Annotated in this window: 15 protein-coding genes; 12 read left to right on the forward strand and 3 right to left on the reverse strand. The window is 30.9% G+C overall.

Annotated features, from left to right (window positions below; all coding sequences use genetic code 11):
- Positions 1 to 526 precede the first annotated feature (526 nt).
- The 12 genes from ACQ5J2_RS14110 (at position 527) to ACQ5J2_RS14165 (ending at position 10519) form a co-directional block, all read left to right on the forward strand.
- Positions 527 to 766 (forward strand): helix-turn-helix domain-containing protein, encoded by a 240-nt coding sequence (locus ACQ5J2_RS14110; RefSeq protein WP_432671099.1) that lies wholly within the window; start codon positions 527 to 529, stop codon positions 764 to 766.
- Positions 767 to 818: 52 nt separating this feature from the next.
- On the forward strand, positions 819 to 1073 hold the full coding sequence (locus tag ACQ5J2_RS14115) for a hypothetical protein (RefSeq protein ID WP_432671100.1): 255 nt from the start codon (positions 819 to 821) through the stop codon (positions 1071 to 1073).
- Positions 1074 to 1264: 191 nt separating this feature from the next.
- Complete coding sequence (locus ACQ5J2_RS14120; protein ID WP_432671101.1) at positions 1265 to 1777, forward strand: hypothetical protein; 513 nt, start codon at positions 1265 to 1267, stop codon at positions 1775 to 1777.
- Positions 1752 to 2354, forward strand: coding sequence for a nucleotidyl transferase AbiEii/AbiGii toxin family protein (locus tag ACQ5J2_RS14125; protein ID WP_432671102.1), 603 nt, complete (start codon positions 1752 to 1754; stop codon positions 2352 to 2354). The genes ACQ5J2_RS14120 and ACQ5J2_RS14125 overlap by 26 nt, the downstream gene beginning before the upstream one ends.
- Positions 2355 to 2542: 188 nt before the next feature.
- Entirely contained in the window at positions 2543 to 2842 is a 300-nt protein-coding gene (locus ACQ5J2_RS14130; protein ID WP_432671103.1) for a helix-turn-helix domain-containing protein, read from the forward strand.
- A gap of 340 nt (positions 2843 to 3182) precedes the next feature.
- Positions 3183 to 3572, forward strand: coding sequence for an XRE family transcriptional regulator (locus tag ACQ5J2_RS14135; protein ID WP_432671104.1), 390 nt, complete (start codon positions 3183 to 3185; stop codon positions 3570 to 3572).
- 887 nt (positions 3573 to 4459) lie between these two features.
- Positions 4460 to 4702 (forward strand): hypothetical protein, encoded by a 243-nt coding sequence (locus ACQ5J2_RS14140; RefSeq protein WP_432671105.1) that lies wholly within the window; start codon positions 4460 to 4462, stop codon positions 4700 to 4702.
- Between the two features lie 72 nt (positions 4703 to 4774).
- Positions 4775 to 4966 (forward strand): helix-turn-helix transcriptional regulator, encoded by a 192-nt coding sequence (locus ACQ5J2_RS14145; protein ID WP_432671106.1) that lies wholly within the window; start codon positions 4775 to 4777, stop codon positions 4964 to 4966.
- A gap of 14 nt (positions 4967 to 4980) precedes the next feature.
- Positions 4981 to 6573: a DNA cytosine methyltransferase gene (locus ACQ5J2_RS14150; RefSeq protein WP_432673319.1), complete on the forward strand. Its 1593-nt coding sequence runs from the start codon at positions 4981 to 4983 to the stop codon at positions 6571 to 6573.
- Positions 6573 to 9149, forward strand: coding sequence for an ATP-binding protein (locus ACQ5J2_RS14155; RefSeq protein WP_432671107.1), 2577 nt, complete (start codon positions 6573 to 6575; stop codon positions 9147 to 9149). The genes ACQ5J2_RS14150 and ACQ5J2_RS14155 overlap by 1 nt, the downstream gene beginning before the upstream one ends.
- Positions 9150 to 9151: 2 nt before the next feature.
- The gene (locus ACQ5J2_RS14160; RefSeq protein ID WP_432671108.1) at positions 9152 to 9844 is read left to right on the forward strand and encodes a hypothetical protein; all 693 of its coding nucleotides are present in this window, start codon (positions 9152 to 9154) and stop codon (positions 9842 to 9844) included.
- Positions 9845 to 9847: 3 nt separating this feature from the next.
- On the forward strand, positions 9848 to 10519 hold the full coding sequence (locus tag ACQ5J2_RS14165; RefSeq protein ID WP_432671109.1) for a hypothetical protein: 672 nt from the start codon (positions 9848 to 9850) through the stop codon (positions 10517 to 10519).
- A 185-nt stretch (positions 10520 to 10704) separates the two neighbouring features.
- Here the strand turns inward: ACQ5J2_RS14165 and ACQ5J2_RS14170 are convergent, their stop codons facing one another.
- The 3 genes from ACQ5J2_RS14170 to ACQ5J2_RS14180 are packed head-to-tail and all read right to left on the reverse strand — an operon-like array spanning position 10705 to position 20943.
- Positions 10705 to 11766 (reverse strand): PD-(D/E)XK nuclease family protein, encoded by a 1062-nt coding sequence (locus ACQ5J2_RS14170; RefSeq protein ID WP_432671110.1) that lies wholly within the window; start codon positions 11764 to 11766, stop codon positions 10705 to 10707.
- A 6-nt stretch (positions 11767 to 11772) separates the two neighbouring features.
- A complete protein-coding gene (locus ACQ5J2_RS14175) occupies positions 11773 to 17685 on the reverse strand; it encodes a DEAD/DEAH box helicase (protein ID WP_432671111.1) in 5913 nt (1970 codons plus the stop codon).
- Positions 17686 to 20943: a hypothetical protein gene (locus tag ACQ5J2_RS14180; RefSeq protein WP_432671112.1), complete on the reverse strand. Its 3258-nt coding sequence runs from the start codon at positions 20941 to 20943 to the stop codon at positions 17686 to 17688.
- Between the last annotated feature and the right edge of the window lie 739 nt (positions 20944 to 21682).

Below are 21682 nucleotides of genomic sequence, written 5' to 3' on the forward strand. Positions count from 1 at the left end.
CATTTTGTAAATGTTTTCCAGAATTTAGTTTATAATTTTCTACGTTTTGCCTTTTTTACCGAATAGTCGTTTCATACATTATCTATACTTCATCTATACTTGAAGTAGGGCTTTGCTAGATAGCAGCTATTTAGAAAATTTTTCCGTGCGCCGTTTTCAAATAATAGTATAATTTTTATATAACTCCAATGGAAATACTGCAAAGTCAGAGACGTTCCTAAAGCAGATTTTTAGTTTTTTTGGGTTGAAGGTTTTTTTTTACCAACAACCCTCGAAGGGTTTCAAACCCTTCGAGGGTTAAATTGCTTTCCTAAGACATCTTCTAACTCCCCTTTTACTATTAACTGCAAGGACCCCATTTAAAAAATGCTCCTATTTATGATTCGCAAAGGATGATGCCTTGCAACCGCGGATATTTTAGTCCCTAAAAAAAGCACAACCGTACAAGATATTTTTTTATCTTTGATAGGCAATAGTTTAATCCAATGGCTTTACCTTTGAGCCTTCATTGTTCGTATTTGCTATCATGCAAAACATAAAATTAAGATTTGGCATTAGAGTTAAAGAACTAAGTCTAACCAAAGGATATTCACAGGAACTACTGGCAGAATTAGCTAATCTTGATCGAACTTATATTCCAGGTATTGAAGCTGGTAAACGAAATGTATCTCTAATTGTGGTGGAAATAATTGCCTCGTACGAACGCATGCTTAAGGAGAAGGATGAGATGATGTTGCGGTTAGAGCAATTGATACAGAAAAAATAAGTTTTTTTATACTATAGAGTAGAAAACCCATATTGCTGTGTTAAACTCATAAGTGCAACAAACTTATTACTTAGACGTTCAAAATGTACTCGATTTAGTAACGGTTTTAACACAGCATAGCAGCAAAGTGTTTAACGATTTACTTGCCGATACTCCTGTTACATCAAAAAACAATCGCAAAGAAAAGTTTTTAGAAATGCTTTCCGAAACATTTACAAGAACAGACTATTTAACTATTGCAGACAAATTAACCATTCCACACAAAGCTGCCGAAGGCTACATAACTGCATCTACAAAAGCAGGATGAATTCACAGAGAAAGGAATGGAAAATACCTCAATACAAGCAAACAAGGAAATAAGGAAAAAGAGGAAAAAGAGGTGGCATGACACCTCTTTTTTCCTTTCTTTTGGTTATAATTGTTTTTTATTATATTTGCATATCGCGAATCGCGAATTACAAACGTATTGAGTAGCATACTTAAAAAACTATATGTATCATGAAAAAACATAACGGAATAAGGCCTCATGATGTGGTTATTTTATTAAAAATAATTGCAATTGACAATGATAATTGGTTAATGAAAGACATCGCTAACAAATTGCATATAAGTCCAAGTGAGGTTAGCGAATCACTAAACAGAAGTGTATATGCAGGATTAATGACGAATGACAAAAGAAGAGTATTCAAATCTGCTTTGCTAGATTTTATCACGCACGGATTAAAATATGTATATCCTCAAAAGCCTGGGGCAATGGTTAGAGGAATAAAAACAGCACATAGTGCTCCTCCTCTATCATTTGAAATACAAAGTGATCAAAACTACGTTTGGCCATATGCTGAAGGCGATTCCAGAGGGCTTACTATTGAACCTTTAAACCCTAATGTACCTAAAGCGAGTCTAGAAGACCATAAATTATATGAATTATTAGCTTTGTTAGATGCAGTAAGAATTGGTAACACAAGAGAACAAAATAGGGCTATTAATGAGCTTAAAAACAGAATTCAATAAATATATAATAAATGAAAAAGTAATCTATGTGGGTGGTGCAAAAGTTAGTCTTTATATAAACGACCCAGCGGCAGAAGATGTCAGACCTACAAAAGATATTGATATTAGCATCAAAGTGGCTTCTTTTGTGGAATTAGAAAATATAAGAGAACAACTTTCTGAAAAAGGATTTAAGCAGTCAGCAGATTTAGACGTTATTTGTCGTTTCAAATTAGAAGATATATTAGTAGATGTAATGGCTACAAAACCAATTGCTTGGGCTCCAGCAAACCCATGGTTTGAAAAAGGTTTTGAAAGATTAGAGAAAATTAAAGTAAACGACATAACAATTCAAATTATGCCACTAACGTTCTTTTTAGCTAGTAAATTTGCAGCATTTCACGACCGTGGCGGGGATGACCCACGATTTAGCCATGATTTAGAAGATATAATCTATATTATAGACAATCGAACAGATTGGCATCAAATTCTTATCAACGAACAAGATCAAGAAGTAAAAGAGTTCTTAATAAATGAATTTAGTAATATCTTAGCATCTAGTAAAATACAGGAAGCAATTTTGGGTAACTTATTCTAGGAAACGCAAGACAAACGATTCGCAATGATTATGGATAAAATCAACCAAGTGGTAAATAGTTAGGTTTCCCTTGTTTCCTTAAACTCCTCAAAAGCCTTATAACTTGTGGTTAACTTTTTTTTCACTTGTTTACTTCTTTCTTACTTTTTCCTACATTAGTCAAAATTTGACAAGTCAATTATAGTAATATGAAGTTTGTAAAATACGTAAAACAAATGCGGGAACAAAACCAACTACTGCAAAGGCAATTAGCCAATGCCTTAGATATGGATACAGCAATGTTAAGAAAAATGGAAAGAGGTGAACGACGAGCAAAAGGAGAACATAGTCCAATATTTGCATCGCTTCCAAAAGCTAATGTTAAAGAATTATTTACTATGTGGAGGGCAGACCAGGTATACCATCTAATAAAAGAAGAAGAAAATGCAACTGAAATTTTAAAAGTTGCAAGTAAAAATACATATGCCAATACTAAAAAAATAAAATGAAATCAAAGAAGATGAAAATGGAAGAAAAGAATATAAAATCAAAAAAAACAGTCACTCCCTAACCTTCCAGCCAAACACCCAAGATGTAAACGGTTTAATCATACCACTGCTCTATTCCAATACAAAGACCATAAAGCTGAAGAACCACAGCGAAAGGACCCTAAAAGAGACTATAGCCAAACTTATAATCCTAAACCGGAACTGCTGAATAATTTATCCCAAATGCAACTATAATATCCTGCAAAAAAAGCACAACCGTACAAGATATTTTTTTATCTTTGATAGGCAATAGTTTAATCAATGGCTTTACCTTTGAGCCTTCAGAAAATTAACATTCGTTATGGAACAAAAAATACATCAAGGAAGAAATGTGAAGCGTTTCAGAGAAATGCTCGGCATCAAGCAAGAAGCGTTGGCTTATGATTTGGGCATCGACTGGAACCAGAAGAAGATTTCCATGTTGGAGCAAAAAGAGGTGATTGATAGCTCTATACTATCGCAAATCTCAAGTTCGTTGAAGATTCCGGTGGAAGCGTTTCAGAATTTTGATGAGGAACAGGCGGTGAATATTATTTCAAATACATTCACAAGTAACGATACTTCAACTATTAATGCAATTAATGTACAACCGACTTTTAACACAGTTGACAAAATGGTAGAACTATATGAACGGTTGTTGCAGGCTGAAAAGGATAAGGTTGCATATTTGGAAAAATTACTGAATATATAACTATATTCTAAATTATTTTTTAATACTATAATTTTGAGTCTCTAAACGCTTACATTTTTAATTAAAGTTTTTTTTTATGTTTATTAATTAACACTTTTCACTACTATTAATATATTTTAATCCATAAACTGAGTTTATTCTTAAATTTGTTAATTGTAACTCGTGACATTTTATGCCTAATAAGGCAATTAGGACTTCATTCTTGGATTTCCATGTTTTTCTTTTAAATCTAATTTAACTGAAGCTAATATTCTTTAAGCAACTCAACTATTTATTTTCAAACTGAAACATGGTGTATTTTCATTTGACAATAACTTCCTTGACCAACTTACAATACTTTGCACATTTTTTCAATCATAAAAGCTTTTCATAGTTTTTGATGAAGGAGTAAATAATACATCGTTTTTGAAAAAGACACCTACTTCTTTATAATATGTCAAGCTCTTCTTTGGTATTTTTGAGTTTTCTTTCAAAACTATCAATATAATACTGTTCTGCCATTTGCTTTCTACTCCTGATAGCTCGAGAGCCTCCATGTTTTCATACTCTTCATATACTTTTTTTCTTTAAGACGACGGTGGAGACTTAACTCATAAATTTTCTGGACAGTTCTGAGTCGTTATTTCGATCATAACTCAAATGAACTACTTTCCTTTTAAAAAATTTTCATAAACTTTACTCACTTATACTTAAGGTTTTATTATTAAAATTTATTTGAGAGAAAGTTTACTAAGTTTAGACATCAGATTAATTTCTTGAAAAAACTTACCAACCAAACACATATTAAAATTGTTAATAATAGGTTCAATATATTGCACTATATTTCACTCGATTTATTATTTTTGTTAACTAGTATAAAATGAGTTTTAATTTTAATTGCTAATGTTATGAATACATTCATAAATGAAGAGGAAAAACTAAAGCATCCATACTATAAACTGATGGAATTGAGAGACGATGCTTTGGAAACAGAATTAAATTCTTGGTCTAGATTAGATTTAATAGAATGGCTTTGTTGGAATGATCGTAATGGAGTTTACAAAGACGATGAATCGATACAAGAGTTTGGTAATACAGTTAGTAAAGAAGAAGCTATTGAAATTATTACTAGACAAATAACTGAAGCATAAATAATGAGAAACAGTGATAATCAAATAACATCGAAATCAATCGAAAATTACCTCCATGAAAGTCGCTTAAAAATGGGACAGAATATTCGTGAAATTAGAGAGAAAAGAGGTTATAGTCAGGATGAGTTGGCAGTGATTATGGAAGTAAATCGTTCAACAATCTCAAAAATAGAAAATGGTAAATTTAGTTTTAGTATTGACTATCTTTCTAAATTTTCATTCTTTTTGGATTTTGATTTAACTCTTCTAGATAACAAAATATAAACATATAATTTTTGATGAATAAATTAACGCATATTGAACTTTTTGCAGGTTGTGGTGGTATGAGTCTTGGTTTGGAGACTGCAGGGTTTGATTTACTTTTTGCAAATGAACTTTCGCCTATGGCAAGTGAAACGTTTGCACACAATTTACTTAACGAAACACTGGAAGGGAATGAATCACCAAAGAAAACACTTTGGATAAAAAGTCAATTCCCTAAAAATGAAATTGAGAAGAGGCTAAGAGAAAACCCTTTTGAAGCTCCTAAAGGAAAGTATTCAGATATTGATGATAATACGGTTTTAGACGAAAAATTACTTATAGGTGATATCAATGAATTATTAACTGCTTTTGAAGAAAAACCAGCGCTTCTAAATGCTATTCGCAATAATGATGTAGATTTAATATCTGGAGGACCTCCTTGTCAAAGTTTTAGTTTGGCGGGAAAGAGAGAAAGAGATAACCATAAGAATACTCTACCCGCGTCATTTGCCCGAATAGCTGGAATGATTCAACCTAAAACGGTTCTTTTAGAGAACGTAAAAGGAATAACTTCCCCGTTTACAGAAAATGGAAGAAAATATTATGCGTGGCTTGAGGTATCTAAAGCATTTGTTCTAGAAGGTTTTGTACCCGTCTGTATGATGTTGAATTCCAAATATTTTGGTGTGCCTCAAAATAGGCCGCGATTTATTTTAATTGCTTACCGTAAAGATATTTTCGATAAAATATTTATGAAACATGTAAAAAATGAAATCCTTACTGTTTCTAATGATTTTTATAAAACTGTTTTAGACAATCAGAAGGATCTTGATAGTGTAACAATTAAAAATTTTAAATACTACGATATTGAAAGTAACCCCGAACTTTTTGATGGGGTCATTTTACCAAAAATCACTCATTTTGAAAGAGATTTTATAAATACAAGTGAAGCTATTGGTGATATTAGACGAACTCAATTGAATTATGCATTTGATAATACTAAAGGGAAATATGCTAATATCCTAAATTCAATTTTTTTGAAAGATTCTTACAGGGATTCTATTATTAAAAACCATGAGCCCAGAAACCATAATTTACTTATAAAATCCAGATTTAGGTTTTACCAAGTAATTGAACAGTTTCAAAATGGTTTAAAACAAGGAGCGATTGATTTATTTACAGGGAAAGAAGTTTCTGAAGAATTAAGAAGTAAATTGCTTAATGAGTTTTCTCACCATAAACTATTATTTCCAGATAATATGGCTTCTCGAGAAGTTTTGATGACTCCTGAAAACATAGATGAAGTGGAAGAATTAATCAAATTAATTCCGACTAAAAAACATTCACAAAGAGCACTTCAAGAATTTGAGCCTGCACCAGCACAACTAACAATTCCTGATGATTTGTGTCACTATCACTCAGACCATCCAAGAACTTTAACAGTTCGCGAAATGGCAAGATTCCAATCTTTTCCAGATTGGTTTGAATTTAAATCTAAAGTAACAACTGGAGGTCAAATGAGGAAGTTCGAAGTACCACAGTATACTCAAGTTGGTAACGCCGTTCCTCCTTTATTAGCAAAATTTTTGGGCGAAACAATTAAAAAACAATTAAAAGAAATTTTATAATGGCACGATATAAAAGAATTTCTGGAGGAGAGAAAAATGAACTATCAGGCACCCCTTTCTCAAGGGAGGAGCTTGAGAAGGTTTATGAGTTATATGTTACTATTGATGGGAAGGGAATACATGAAAATAATCCTAAAATTCATCTCCTTGCAGAACAACTTGAAAGAACAATTCGTTCAGTTGAAAATCAATTGCTTGGATATCGAGTAGTTGATACAGGAAAAACAGGAAGAGTAAACCATAATCAATTGATAAAAACTATTTGGGAGGAAAAAACTGTGTCTGGATTAAGTTACACCGTTAGTTCAGGTCTTAAAAATTTAATTGGAAAACAACTTATTACAGATGAGTATGTTGCAGTGTTTGAATTAGTGAAAAATTCATTTGATGCACATGCTACAAAAACAATAATTTCATTTGAAAATCTTAATACTGATAAAGCTAAGATAGTAATAAAGGACAATGGAAAAGGGATGAATTTTCAGCAACTAAAAGATAAATGGTTATTTGTTGCTTATTCCGCAAAAAAACAAGGAATTGAAGATGATGATTATAGAAATAATCTTGGAGTAAAGAAATATTATGCAGGAGCTAAAGGTGTTGGTCGATTTTCATGTGATAAATTGGGGAGTAAGTTAAGGCTAATTACAAAACATGATGAATTAAATGCTAAAACCGAGATCTTAGATACAGATTGGTCTAAATTTGAAGAGGATCCCAAAGCAAGATTTGAAGAGATTGGGGTTACTCATAAAACTGATAATTTATATGATTTCCCTTTTGACCATGGAACAATTTTGGAAATAACAGATCTTGAAATCGGTTGGGATAGACCCAAGTTGCTTGAATTAAAAAAGAAATTGGAAAAATTGATTTTACCTGAGGCTGGATACAATGAAGTCCCCTTAGAAGATAAAGCTCGAAGAAAATTTGAAATAACACTAAATGTACCTGATGAATTAGAAGAAGATGGTGATCCGTCTGAAGACACTTCTAATTACTACAAAAGAGTAAATGGAACTATAAAGAATTTCATATTTGAAACACTTAAGTTGAGAACAACAACAATTGAAGTTCAAATTAATTCTGATGGTTCTAAAATGACAACAAAATTAATAGATAGAGGAGAACCAATATATAAGATTACTGAAGGGAATAAATTCAAAAAATTAAAGGATATTGAATTTAAATTATTTCATATGAACACGGCTGCAAAGGGTATGTTTACAAGAACTATGGGGTTTCCAGTGTATTCTTATGGCCATGTTTTATTGTATAAAAACGGCTTTCGTATTTACCCTTTTGGTGATTTTGAAGAGGATTCTTTGGGTGTAGAAATAAGAAAATCTCAAAAGGAAAGAAGTAGATTGGGAACTCGTTCAATAACAGGACGAATTGAAATAAAAGGTGATAATCCTGAATTTCAAGAGTCTACCAGTAGAGATGGAGGATTAATTGAAAATGATGCTTTTATTGATCTTAAAACTTGCTATCATGAAATTCTTACAAAATTTGAAAGATATGTAGTTGATATTATTATTTGGGGTAAAGATATTGATATTGAAGATTTAGGTAATCTTGATAACAAAAATAAAATGAATCAACTTATCGAAGAGTTGACTGGCAGTGATTCAATTGTTGATTTATGGTACAGTGATAAATTAATTGATATTTTAGCAACAAAACAAGAAACCACCGCCAGAAATTTACTTTCGAATTTACAAAGAGTTGCAGAGCAATCTGGAAATATAAAGCTTTTAGATGATGTTGTTTTGGCTCAACAAAGATTAAATGATTTAGAGGAAAGAACTAAGGAAGCTGAAAGGATCGCTGAAGAATCTGAAAGCTCAATAGAAGAGGTGACTCAAGCCCTTGAATTCTCTGAAGAACAAAGACGATATTTAGAAACAAAAGACAGAACAATTAGTGACGATGCTAGGGCATTATTGCATAGCATTAAGATTGTGACAAATAAAATTTATTCTAATATTGAAATAACCACGAGGAAATTAAAAGAAGACAAGCTTAGTCAAAAAGAATTACTTGAACGCCTTGGTATGATTAGATTAAGTGCAGACAAGGCTGTGAAAATTAGTAAACTTATAACTCGAGCAGATTTTAAAGGTCAGAGTGAAAAGAAAACAATAAATATAGCTCAGTATTTGGAGGAATACCTATTTGCTTACGGAGATTTATTCGACGAAGAAGGTGTCAATTTTGAGGTTGCAAGAAATTCAGCATCACTTATTAGAAAAATTAATCTGCTCGATTTGTCTATTGCTTTTGACAACTTGATTGCGAACTCCGAAAAAGCTGGAGCAAAAACAATAAGAATTGATTTAAGCAATGTTGATAACAAACTTGAAGTTCTTTTTTCAGATGATGGTAATGGACTTGATTCTAAATATTTAAAAACTCCTGATATTATTTTCTCATTAGGAATAACCAATACTGATGGGTCAGGAATAGGACTACATACAGTTCGAAAAATGTTAAAATTAATGAAGGCAAAAGTAGATTTCGTGGGCAATGGAATTCTTCAAAAAGGGGCATGTTTTAAAATTACATTTGATTAATTATGAGGAATTTTATAGTAGTAGACAATGACGATCAAGAATCAGAGGTATCAAATATTATAGATAAAGCTAAAGAAAATGGTTTTTTAGCTGATGGTGATTGGTTTGACCCTACAGATTCATGCTGTCTAACAGACGATCAGAAGTTTATTGATATGGGTAAAGTAGTCCAACAGTTAAATGAAAAATACCACGGTAAAAGAATTGATGTGGTACTGTTAGATTACGCGCTTTCCGATGAAAAAATAGATGGTGTTGATTTAGCTATTTATTTAAAGCAAAATTGGCGAAATGGGAGGTTTAATTTAATAATGTATTCAGGTGATTATGATCATCTAATGGAAAAACTAGAAGCTGAATGGAGTTTAGAAAATTTTAAAAGTTTTAAAAAACAATACCAAACCATTGTACAATATTTTAAATATTTTCCTATCGAAACTTTTGAAAGAAATAAAAAAATGACTGATGCATTAGTCGAGTTTTTAAAAAATATTCGTGTCGATATGGAACAAATTTTAATAGACGAATTGAGAAAATATCCCGAAGAAACATTTAACAATATGCATAGAAATTTTAATGATCGTAAATTAAAAGAAATCGTAAAAATGATAGAAAATAATAGCGGCGAAGGAGAGGACTTTAAAACCGAAATTATGGAAAGAGGAATTGCCCATTATATCCATCTGAAAGATTAAATTATGAGTCAAATTATTCTTATCCACCCTGATGATGCGACTACTAAGTTTTTGACACCAATTACGGACATCTTAAGGGAGGTGCTTGGTGATAAATTAATTTTACTTGAACCATCACAAGATAGTGCTCCCAGTAATGAAGAACTATCAAAAATAATCGATGAATATGAGAATGTTGAAACTGTAATATTTATGGGACATGGTTCTAGATCATCATTACACGGAGGAACTAGTAATGAGAATGAGCAACATGAACTTTTCAATTTCAAAAATGCAAGCAGGTTTTTAACTAATAAAAATTTCATATGCTTATCCTGCTGGTCGGTGCACTTTGTCTATGGCCTTGAAGGAATAAAATCTAGTATTAGCTTTGGTAACCTTCCTACAACATGGAAGGATATTACAGAGGCAAGATCGATTAGTAAAAATGCATATCAGAATTATACGGAAAAATCCATTGAAATTTATCAATATGAATTAGTTAATGCATTCGCTTTAGGTTTAAAAAATGGTTTAGGTTCTTCAGTGAGTTTGAAAAATATTTATAACTTTATCAAATTACTTATAAATAAGGCAATTAGTAAATTAGTTAAAGAAAAGTCCAATTTAGACCAATTGTTGGCAGCAAGGCAATTGTATATTTTAAAATTACAGATGAATTTAATTGAAATCTAAATCAAATGTTTATAATTGGAAACTCATACGAAAGAACTGAACTTCTAAATTTATTGGAAGTAAACAACCAAAATCTGGTACAAATAAGGCTTTGATTGAAATATTGTTAAACTGGTGCCAGCCATACAAAAGAAGTTAGCTACAGCGATAATTTGAAATTCGAAGGAAGAATTATTAACTGATATTTATGCTAAAACCTCTTTATACTTTGTCAGCTTACTCCATTTTTTTACATTAGAATTATGAACTTGATATAGTTGAGTAATTAATACTTCTATACCAAGTTCATTAATTTTTTTAATTGCCACAAAATCTTTTTCGGGTATATTATGAATAGACGTAGTTCTATTATTAACTATTATGTTTATAGAACGTTCACTAAAATCAAATTTTACATTTATAATTTTTAATAAAACTATTTTCTCCCATTTTTCTGGCTGAGTCCCTATTGCCAAACGAAATGGAGCACATTCAAATTGGTGATTACAAAAATTACAAATACCTGACTCTGGTGTTGCCAAAATAGTTGTATTTCCACTACCAATCACTTTATTGGTCTCATTTATTAAATTATCAATTTTTAATCCTTGTGCGACATATTCTTCATGAGTACAACTAAACGAATAGATTTCATTATTTCCCAATCCTTTAATTACTAATTCAATGTCTTCAGCTTGCACCTCTTCAGTTCGATAGATAATGTATCCATAAGTTTTTAATTGTTCAATATAGGCCTCTTTCACACCTATATTGAGACCATCTTCAGTATTGAACAAAACACCTGTTTTAAAGTCTGTAACACGAATTTTATCACCACTTACTTCAAACAAGTCAATAACTCCATATACATTTTTAAAATGTACTTTCTTTTCTGGATAAACAATACCATGAGCCAAAAGAGGATAGCTACTAAGAATTTTAAGAGTATTTATTTTTTTTGGATAATATCCAGGAACCCAATATTTAATATATTCTAAAACATCAATAACTTCTGAATCAAATTGAACCTTTTGGCTATTTTCTATCAAAGCAGCTTGCCACTTACTATCAAATAGCTTTAAGTCGTAAAATTCTTTAAAATAGGTCTCTAAAACCTTATGAATTAAAGTACCCAAAAACGAATTTGGATTAAAATCATAATTATATCCTCTCCCTCCCCTAGCATTGCTATCAAGAACAAATTTTAACTTACACTTTTCGAAAGCAGCAAGCATACTAGGGCTTATTTTTTCAATCTTATTTATCACAATTAATTATGGTTTCTTATTGTCTTTTAACCATTTAAAAAATTCTTCATAACACCATGCCATTCTTCGATTTAAATTAAATGTATCTGCATAAAACACTTTATCCACATTCTCACATTCAGCAACTACTCTTGAAAGAGCAGTTGGGTTCGGAAAACTTTCTGTGTTCCAAAAAGGATGTGTAATTACAATATTAATATTATTGTAGGAGATAATAGGAATGTTTTCTATAACGCGGTAGCAACTTGGATCTTTAATGATATCTATGCCTAAAGTTATTGCAAAATCTCTAGCATATTCATCTGCCGTTTCTGGCCAATCCGCAATTTCAACATGATCCCAATTACCATCTAAACCTACTAAATATGTAGCATCTGATAAAACTCTTATAAGACCTACAGCCAATCTCCAATCTAAAATCCCATGGTAATTTAAATTTCTATAATTCCTTAAATCCTTATAACAAGAATCTTTACATACTTTGGCATGCTCTTCATTGATAAAACTATAGGTGTATCGATTTTCAGTTGTAGGGTTTAAACACATGTTAAAGAACTCTTCGATATGGTTATGAAGATATTCAACAAATCCAGACCCATTAGGTAGTTCATCCGATAATACTATTCTTCCCGTGCTTCTTCCTGTTACATCGCCTAATTTTTGCTCAGTAATTGCAGCCAATTCAATTTCTTCTGGTGAAACATCTAGAAGGTCTGCTAAACATCTTTGCAATAAATAGGCTGCTGAATGAAAGGCTCCTTTTGAACTAACTTTCTTCCCTGGATTGGTTGAATGAAATGGATCTATATCTAAAGAAAAATCTAAATTTTCAGGATGTAATCGAATTACATTTGTTGTCTTCCTTGCTCCAAGTGATAATGCCAAACCCTTTGAATCTTCATCTGATAGTTTAGATTTAATTTGGTTTCTTTTGATAGCCTCATCAAAACCAAATCCTAGTTTCTTTTTTAAATCTAAATCCAGTAGTTGATTTTTACATTTTGCAAAATTTATTGTATCGCTAGTTTCTAAAAACCTAAAGCCCTCTTTTCCATTCGTATTTAAACGCCAAGTAAAATCACTAGGAGCAATCCCAACAATGCAGTTCCCCTGTTTTTTCCCTATGTCATCAGGATTAATAGCTTCAGAAAACAACAACGGTTTAGATGAATTAATTTCTTGATCCACCTCTCTGTCTTGTGGTTCATTACTCCAATCTGTTCTAAAAGCATTTGGAGAAACTACTAAATAAGCCTGTTCAGAAGTTTCATCAATTTCTCCATGTTCAACATCTTTCTCATATGGAAGTGTACGTAATATATTGTTTTGTGAATTCACTACGACCCATACTGGGTTTTTATACGCTTGGTCCTCGTTAAAATAACGTGCTTTCCACGTTGCATTATCACTATAGTCTTTATATATCTCACTAATTGCAGGACTCAAGCCAATACTTGTATAGATTCTTTTGTCTTTTGTCTTTTGAGACCCTGGAGCAAAATCAAATATCGCTCTATCCAGAGGACGACTAATAGTTTTTGCTTCATAACTTGTCTCCGATTTTTTTTCAAATCCTAAAATAAGATTTCTTAACCCTGTTGGCATTCCAGACATTGGTAATATACCTGAATCTGCCATAGCTTCTGATAAATCTCCAGCGGTATATACATTTTTAATGTTTGAAAATTTTTGCAGAAATGTTTCATCAATCCATTGTTTAAAATCATCAATATTGTATTCAAGGTATAATTTATTATTCACAAACAAGTTTAACGTTAATGAATCATAAATATCTTTCCAATTATCTACATCATCAATCCATTGTTTTAGCTTATTTAAATTGTTTTGCTCTACATTAAAGAAATCTTCAATTTTACCAAACTGACCATGTACAGATCCAGAGGAAGATAAATTTCGAAAATATTTTTGCAAAACACCTTTAATAACCATTCTATAAAGAATTTGATCTTGAGATTGACTTAAAAATGGAACTGGTGATAGGTCTCCAGTCATTCTCTCCGGATTATTAAAAAAATATTCATCGTGACTTCTTCCTCTACAAAAGGTTAAGGCAATATTAAATGCTTGTCCAGCACGTCCAGCACGACCCACCCTTTGTTGGTAGTTAAAACGCATTGGAGACATGTTTCCCTGATAAACTGCCTGTAGGGAACCAATATCAACACCTACTTCCAAAGTTGTAGTAACACTTAATAAATCAATTTCTTCTACAATTTTATTGGGACCTGTTATAATTCCTTTAAATAGTCGCTGCCTTTCTAGCTGATTATCTGTTTGCCCAGTTAATTCCTCGCAACGCATTCTAATTATCTCATGATTATCTAACAATTGCGTAGCATAAAAATTATTTCTTCTGGCTTCTTTTGTTGTTACATTAGAAGTATTTGGCAATACTTTAAAGCAAGATTTACAAATTCCTGCAGAAGGATGTAAATGGATAGTTTTACAATAACTACATTCATATACTTTATCATCATCATTAGCAAAATATATTCTCAAAGTCTCTAAATTTAAAACTCCATCATAATGACTATATTCATTCGTTAATGTATTCCATAAAGCATCTCCTAATTCATCTTCATCAATTCCATGATGTATAGCAACACTTTTTATAAACTTTTTTTCGGGTCTCTTTTTACTTAATTTCTTGTAATTTAGTACTGGATTATGAATATAATCAACATATTTATGTTTATAATTATCCCCTAAAATTCTTGCTAAAGTATTAAGCGATTGCTCATAAACGACATCACTAATTGAATGTTGAAATGGGTTTTTAATATTTGTAGAAACCTTCACCATTCCTAAACCGGATGATTCCATACTATAAAACAGTCTTCCAAAAATGAAAGAGCTTATTTCTTTATAGACAGGTATTCTTACACCACTCATCAATTTTTCTTCAGATTGCTTACCAACAATCCTTCCTTTATTTATAGTGAATTTTTGCCAATCAAAACAATCTTTCCAATTCTCAGTTCTTACAAGATATGTACCTTCTCGTACTTCCAAACGTTCTTTCGATGAAGCAGGTCCAGCAGGATTCACTCCTTTTTTAACCAAACCGTAAATGATTTTATCAACTAAATCATCCAGCTGGATAGTTGATTTTTCTACATCTGAAATCAAATTTATTTCTTCGATATCAGGTTCAAATCCATCATCATCAGTGGTGCTTTTATAAGCATCATTAATTCGTTTTGCGTAGGCACCATCCATTTTCAAAAGAAGTTTCTTTCTTAAATCACTGTTTTTAGTTCTAATTGAGATAAGTAAATCTTTTGCCAAAATAATTTCTCCACGCTGATCTAACAATAATTCCTTAATTATTTGATTATAATTCTCCTTCTCAATATCATTGGCAAATCGAGCAGACTCCTCTCTACTGTCAGAAAAAGCTACTAACTTTCTCCTTTGTTTTTCCGTGTCTGGTATGGCCGTAAATAACTCCTTCGCTAATATTTGATTTGTTTTACCAAAACCAGTTCTAAACCCTCTAACAGGTGATTTTCTTTTCTTACGATATTGATAATCTGCAGCACAATTAGGACAACTATGTGGTAAGGCCGTTCCAGCATCATTTGATAGTTTTTTACCTCCATTTGGATTAAAATATAACCCTTCTACAGTATTTGGTTTTCGGTTTAAATAAAGTTTTCCATCAAAAATTCCTAAAAATCTTTTTTCCCATAAATTATTATCCTCATCAATTAAATCAGTAATAATTTCATCTCCGTCAAAATATTTTGGCCAAAAAACAGCATAATCCTGCTCAGTACGCCTCTCTACCATAGCCGATTGTGATTTTTCTGGAATACTCTCAATTTCTGGTGGAGTCGTGATAATTTCATCTTTTATTATCCCTCTGTCTGAATATTTTATTTTGGTCCCTCCTACAAATGTAGTTCCACAATTTTCACAATAAAGTGATTCAAAAACTCTTTTCTTATTATGTTTAATACTTGAAAACTCTAATAATTCATCAAATGGATCTTCATTTCTGTCCTTACTGAGTTCTCCTCTTTCATCGTTTTTTAATGTGGTCCACAGACCTTCTATATTACGAATAAAAAAATGCATCCTAAAACGTGGTAAATTACATTTCCCTATAGCTTTGCCATACTTTGTATCAAATAACCCTCTTAATAACAGAAGACCTTTTATAGCATTGTAAATTGATTCGTCATTTTTTAAATGCCCAAATAATTGTCTTCCTAAGGAAACGAATTGTTCCGTTTTATCCTCATCATTTTCCTTGTTGAATACTGGGAAAGGCCTAAAGCGATAACTTTTTGCCCCCTCGTCTAAAGACTTAAAAGCAAAAATTAATTGTGAATTTAAGTTCTCATCTAAATTTACTTCCTTCAACAGTTGAGGAATCCCTTCATCAAAATTGCATTGCAACCATTCATCCACTTTTATGGCCAACTGATTTATAAAGACTTCTTCATCTGAACTTGAAATTTCAGCAGCTAATTCCGCCAATTTAATATAGTTTGATGGCTCGATAGGTTCTTTGATTTCCTTTGGCAATTTGTATGAACCATCAATAACCTTCATCTCTTTATTTATTCCAAAAAAGCCTTTAAGAAATGATTGACTATCTTCATATTCCTTACTTCCTTCTTGTCCATCTAATGATGCAGAAGAAGCCAAAAATCTTACTTTTGATGAAGACGGGTCTAAACCTAATCTAGAATATAAAAGTCTTAATAAATACGAAATCTCAGTACCTGGAGTACCACGATACAAGTGAAGCTCATCAATTACAATATGAAAAATTCTTCCTTCTTTTTCTATTATTCTTTGTTCATCATTTAAATTTTTTAAATCCCAATCTGTAGTGCATTCTAACCATTTTTTAGTCTCTTCCAGCATTCCGCTCTCTATGGCTCTCATAAGAACAATACTAAGCATCGAAAAGTTGGTAATTAAAATATCTGGTGGAGTTTGATGCATATCAAATCGTGACCGCATCTCTGCTCCATCCAACCTTTGAAAATTAGTTTTCAACTCTAATTTCTCTTTCTCCGATAATTTTTTCCCCTCCTCTGATAATAAATAAGACTCAATTTCATCATAAGTTTTTTGAATATTACTCAGCTCTGTGTCTAATTGTTGCCATTTTGACTTATTTATTTCACCTTTATCATTAAGAAGACTACCTGAAACAGGTGTTGTGCTATTGTATCTTCCAAAAAACAATCTATTTCCGTTCAACTTATCATTACAAAATTTACGGATGTCATCATTATCTAATGTCATTCTCAATCTTGTAAGCTGATCTTCAACAAGAGCATTCATAGGATAAACAATCAAAGCCTTCATTACTTGGGGACGATTTTCGTTTGAACGCTGTAGCACTCGATCACTTAACTTGGCATTGTTTCCATCAAGCAATATGTTTGTTGGCCCTTGTCTATAAGAGTGCGGACCAGTTTCATTAACACTTGCAGGAGTGTGTATGAACTTTGATAAATCTTTAAGTAAATAGGCAATTAGGGGAAGTAAAAAGGCTTCTGTTTTTCCCGAACCAGTTCCAGAAGTAATGACACAATTATTTCCCTCTAACGCTGACTGCAGCATTCTAAATTGATGTTCATATAATGGAAAATTTCCCGTAAATAAACCTTTAGAAACAAACCCTCTAAAAAGTTCCGCTTCTTCTTTTGTAAATCCGGCTAGATCGTTCTGTGTTAAATTTTCAATCTTCTTTCCTACTGCACTTTTATACTCAAGCAACGGTTCAATCCAGGGTTGTCTGTATAAAACTTTATCAGTATTAAGTAAGTTTTCTCTATTACTTTCAAATTCCTCATAGCGGGTTCCAAAAGCCGTTTTAATATATGATATATATCCTTCTTTTACTTTTTCAAAAATTCCTAATGGGTTTATCATTTAGTTTATAATATTACATTGCTGATTTAATTTAGCTTCAATTAATTGTATTATGTTATCATGTATATTTTCATATACTCTATAAGTTTTATTCTGATAATTTTCCAAAACAGGTGTTTTAGCATTAATTAAAAGTAGCCCTCTTTCTATCCAAAAAGGGAGTTTCATGTTTAAAGGAACATAAAAATCAGAATTATCCTGAACATGACTCCTTTTCCGAAAGAAAACAGTGTTCTCAATGAGTCTAAAACTACATAATGCATAATCATCTAAAATTTTAGTCCCATTTTCACCTTTGTATATATGAATCATTTGTCTATCCTTGAATCCATCATATCGGATAAGGACTGGCTCTATCATATTACTAATATCTTTTATTGATTCTTTCCAAGTGTAAGTTTTCGCATCAAAAACTAATTTTCTATGGTGATCAGTTGTATATGGAAGTTTTACACTCAAATACGAATCAAGTTCTTCAATTGATCTTTGTGTATAAAAACAAGCTAATTGATAGACGGCATAACTTCTATTATAAGGGTTTTCAATATTATTAATATATTCAATTCCTACTTTTTGACAAAGGTTTTTAAATGTATCTAAATCTCCTAATTTATCATAAATCTCAATTCTATAAGGTAAGATTTCTGATTCGTTTTCATTATGACATGTAAATTTAATTATCAAATTTAACTCTCTACAAGTAGTGACCAATTTTTCAATAAACGCACTATTTCTAAAACCAGTTAAAAACGCTTTTAATCCCTTTGGTGATTCAATAAAAAATAGGTTTGAAGGAGAAACTCTGATTATTTCACCATATGTTTGAAAATTAATATAGCCCAAATCTCTCCAGTAATGCATAATTCTTTTACTAAATTCATTGCTTATTTTTGGGTTTAATTCTTTAATAAGAGTAACAAATTCATATGTTTTAATACAATTAGTAACAGATAAATAATTTAATAATTTTTCTCCATTATGATTCTTATCATAAATAAAATTGTTAGAATTTTTTGTTATATAATCAGTAATACCTGATTTGAATATAATCCAGAGTTTTTGATGCCATGTATTGAATCTAACAGTGTCAAAATCTTCTCTATTAAAGTTCCTCGGGATATCAAATATATCATCAGATTGAATCTCTATTTCAACTATATTTACACCATCTTGATCTTTTGAGTATGGTCGAACAACATTTATAGGTTCTCTGTTCCTTAGCTCTCCAATTTCATACGAGAAGTGACTTTTTACATTTGATTGATTTTCATAAATAAAAATTTTTACATTCTCTGGGATATCACTACCAAGTGTAAATAATCCCTCATTATCATTTAAACCCTTTATTAATTCCCATTCTTGATTATTTTCTTCACACTTGGCAATTAATTTTGGGTTCGCTACTGGTCCTAAGTATTTGAACACACTTTCAAATTCTTTTAAAATAAGCCTTCTTCTGTCAAGTAAAAAATTTCCAACTAGTTCAATTTTCCCTTCTATTATCTGTCTATATCCAAGTAAATTATTTAACTTATTAAATTGAGCTTCTTGTAAGTTTTCAAATTTAACAAGTTTATAATCTAAATAGGGAGTTTCATAAAGTTCAACCTCAGTAATAATTGTTTCTTTAATCAAATTAAGTTTTTCCTTATCAACTATTAAAAGAAAGTTAAGTGCATTAGTAGGAACTAATGCTTCAACCCATTCTTCTAAATCTCTGTTATAAATGAGCCATTTAAATATACCTTTGATAGAATATCTTTGATCATCTCCCTTAATAATTGAATAATCTCCTTTAGGTATCCAGTCAAACTCTATTTTCTTTGAGTACTCTTTATATTCATGTTCAACAATTAAGTCAGCACCTTGATATTTAATAATATCTTCTTCCAATTCATTTGAAAAGGCCCTGAAATAAATATCCTCTGTTACTACTTTATTATCCCATAGGGGTAACTCTTTTAAACAAAAAAGCAATGGAATAGATGGTTTTCGAATAGTCCCTGAATGAGAAGAAATGATTGAGTCATTAAAATTATTTTGATAATAATCATTTATAAATTTTAATATAGTATCTTTTAATCCGGAGTCTTCTTTTAAATATTCAATAATATTTTCAGCATTACCAATTCTCTTTTTATTTCCTATAAATATTTCTAACCATTTTTCTGCAGAAATATTTTCTTTGGGAGCAATTCCAATTTCAATCAGTACGTCAAATAACTGACGAAAATGACCTGAATTAAATATCCCATGTCTTTCTATTCTTGAAACATATTTTCTTTGCTTACTTTTTGGATCCTGAATACTAAAATAACCTAGTTTCTTAGCTTTGTAATTTGTTGACCAATCTTGTAAATCATACCAAACTAATTCTAAAATATCTCTTGCAAAAGCTGTGTTAATTTCACTCCATTTATTTTTAAATCTATTTTTTCCAATATTATTAATTCTAGTGTAAACATTAGATACGCTTAGAGATTCGTTTTGTGATTTACCTAGGCTAAAAATTAAATATATTAATAACCCAAAATATTTAGGAATATCTTTTCTTAGATTTCTCCCTTCAATTAATTGTGGTCTACTTGATTCATAGAATTCATTAAATTTATTTGAAAACAATTTAGATCGTAACTCCTTTTCAATTGATAATTCGAAATCAGAAAGTGTATATTGAAAATTTGATATTTCATCAAACAATTCCTCATATACAAAAAAACATGGCACTTCTTTTCCTTCGTTCTTGGAGTTAAAAAAAAATTCGACAAGAAGTTGATTCCATTTTTTATAACTAAAAATTAGAGCTTCAGTGTCTTCATCATCAACTATAATTGATATATAATCTGAATTTCTAATAGTATTTTCTTCATTAGTAACTTTAGTTTCTAAATCTACATAAGGAAATTGTATTAAGGGTTGAGATTCATTTACGACTTGAATATCATCGAAAGTTATTACTGTTTGAAAATTTCTTTTTAATTCACATTCATTCCAAACTTGAAGACTTAATTTATTCATATTACCATGACTATAATCACCTAACCTTTCTAACGACCTAAACATTAAAGCTTGAGCTTCAGTCGACCTAACAGTCCTATCTAATTCATGGGCCAGTTTTTGAATTTCAGGATTATGCTCATGTAAACCCGACCCATTTAGTTTCTTATAAAGATAATAGACTCTTATAATTTCTTCCTTAGTCCATCTTTGACCAGATTTTAAATTTTTTTCACCACCCTTTATTCTCTTATATGCCATTCTTACTTGTTTATCAAACCAATATTATATTTCGGGTTGTTAGATTAAAAATAGTAATTAATTACTTTTTATTAGACAAATATTCGATTGAAAATAATTTTTATTAACAGATTAAATTTTCTAATTATAAAATTTAATATCTTAATAAGCCTTTTTACTATTTCATTGCAGATTTTAAACACTTGCAGAATCCTAGTTTATATAATAAAATCGCGAGTGGAATTATAGTTTAAAATGGTTGTGTTCTTGATTTCAATAAATATAAAAATAAATTATGTACAGCTTAATTCCTTAATTTGTTTTTAAATTATAATCTTCCCAAACCTAGCGTTTTTTAACTAAAATACCTACCCGTAAAAACACCTGTTTTTCATTGCATCCTATGCATCTCGTAAAAATAAACAATGATATGCGTTGTATTTTACGGTTTCCCGTAAAGGAGGGCTTTTTATTGTATAGGTAAAATGTAGCTGGGCCAGATACGACGTAGATGCGGCTTATTAAAAAAGTATTAAAACTCATATGTGTCTGAATTTAAATTACTTAAAAAACTATTTACTCAAGCCTGTTGCTGCGGTAAAAAAGCCTACTCTTCTCCTTTTATATCCCCTTTTCGAATAGTTTATCCTTTTTAGGTTATAGAACTTTACCATAGAAATAGCATACGAATCATTGCCAATGAGGTGGTTGGACTCGTAGATTATTTCACAACAGACATTCCTATTTTGAGTTATTCATT

It is taken from the genome of Flavobacterium sp. SM2513, assembly GCF_050908145.1.
Lineage (GTDB): Bacteria > Bacteroidota > Bacteroidia > Flavobacteriales > Flavobacteriaceae > Flavobacterium.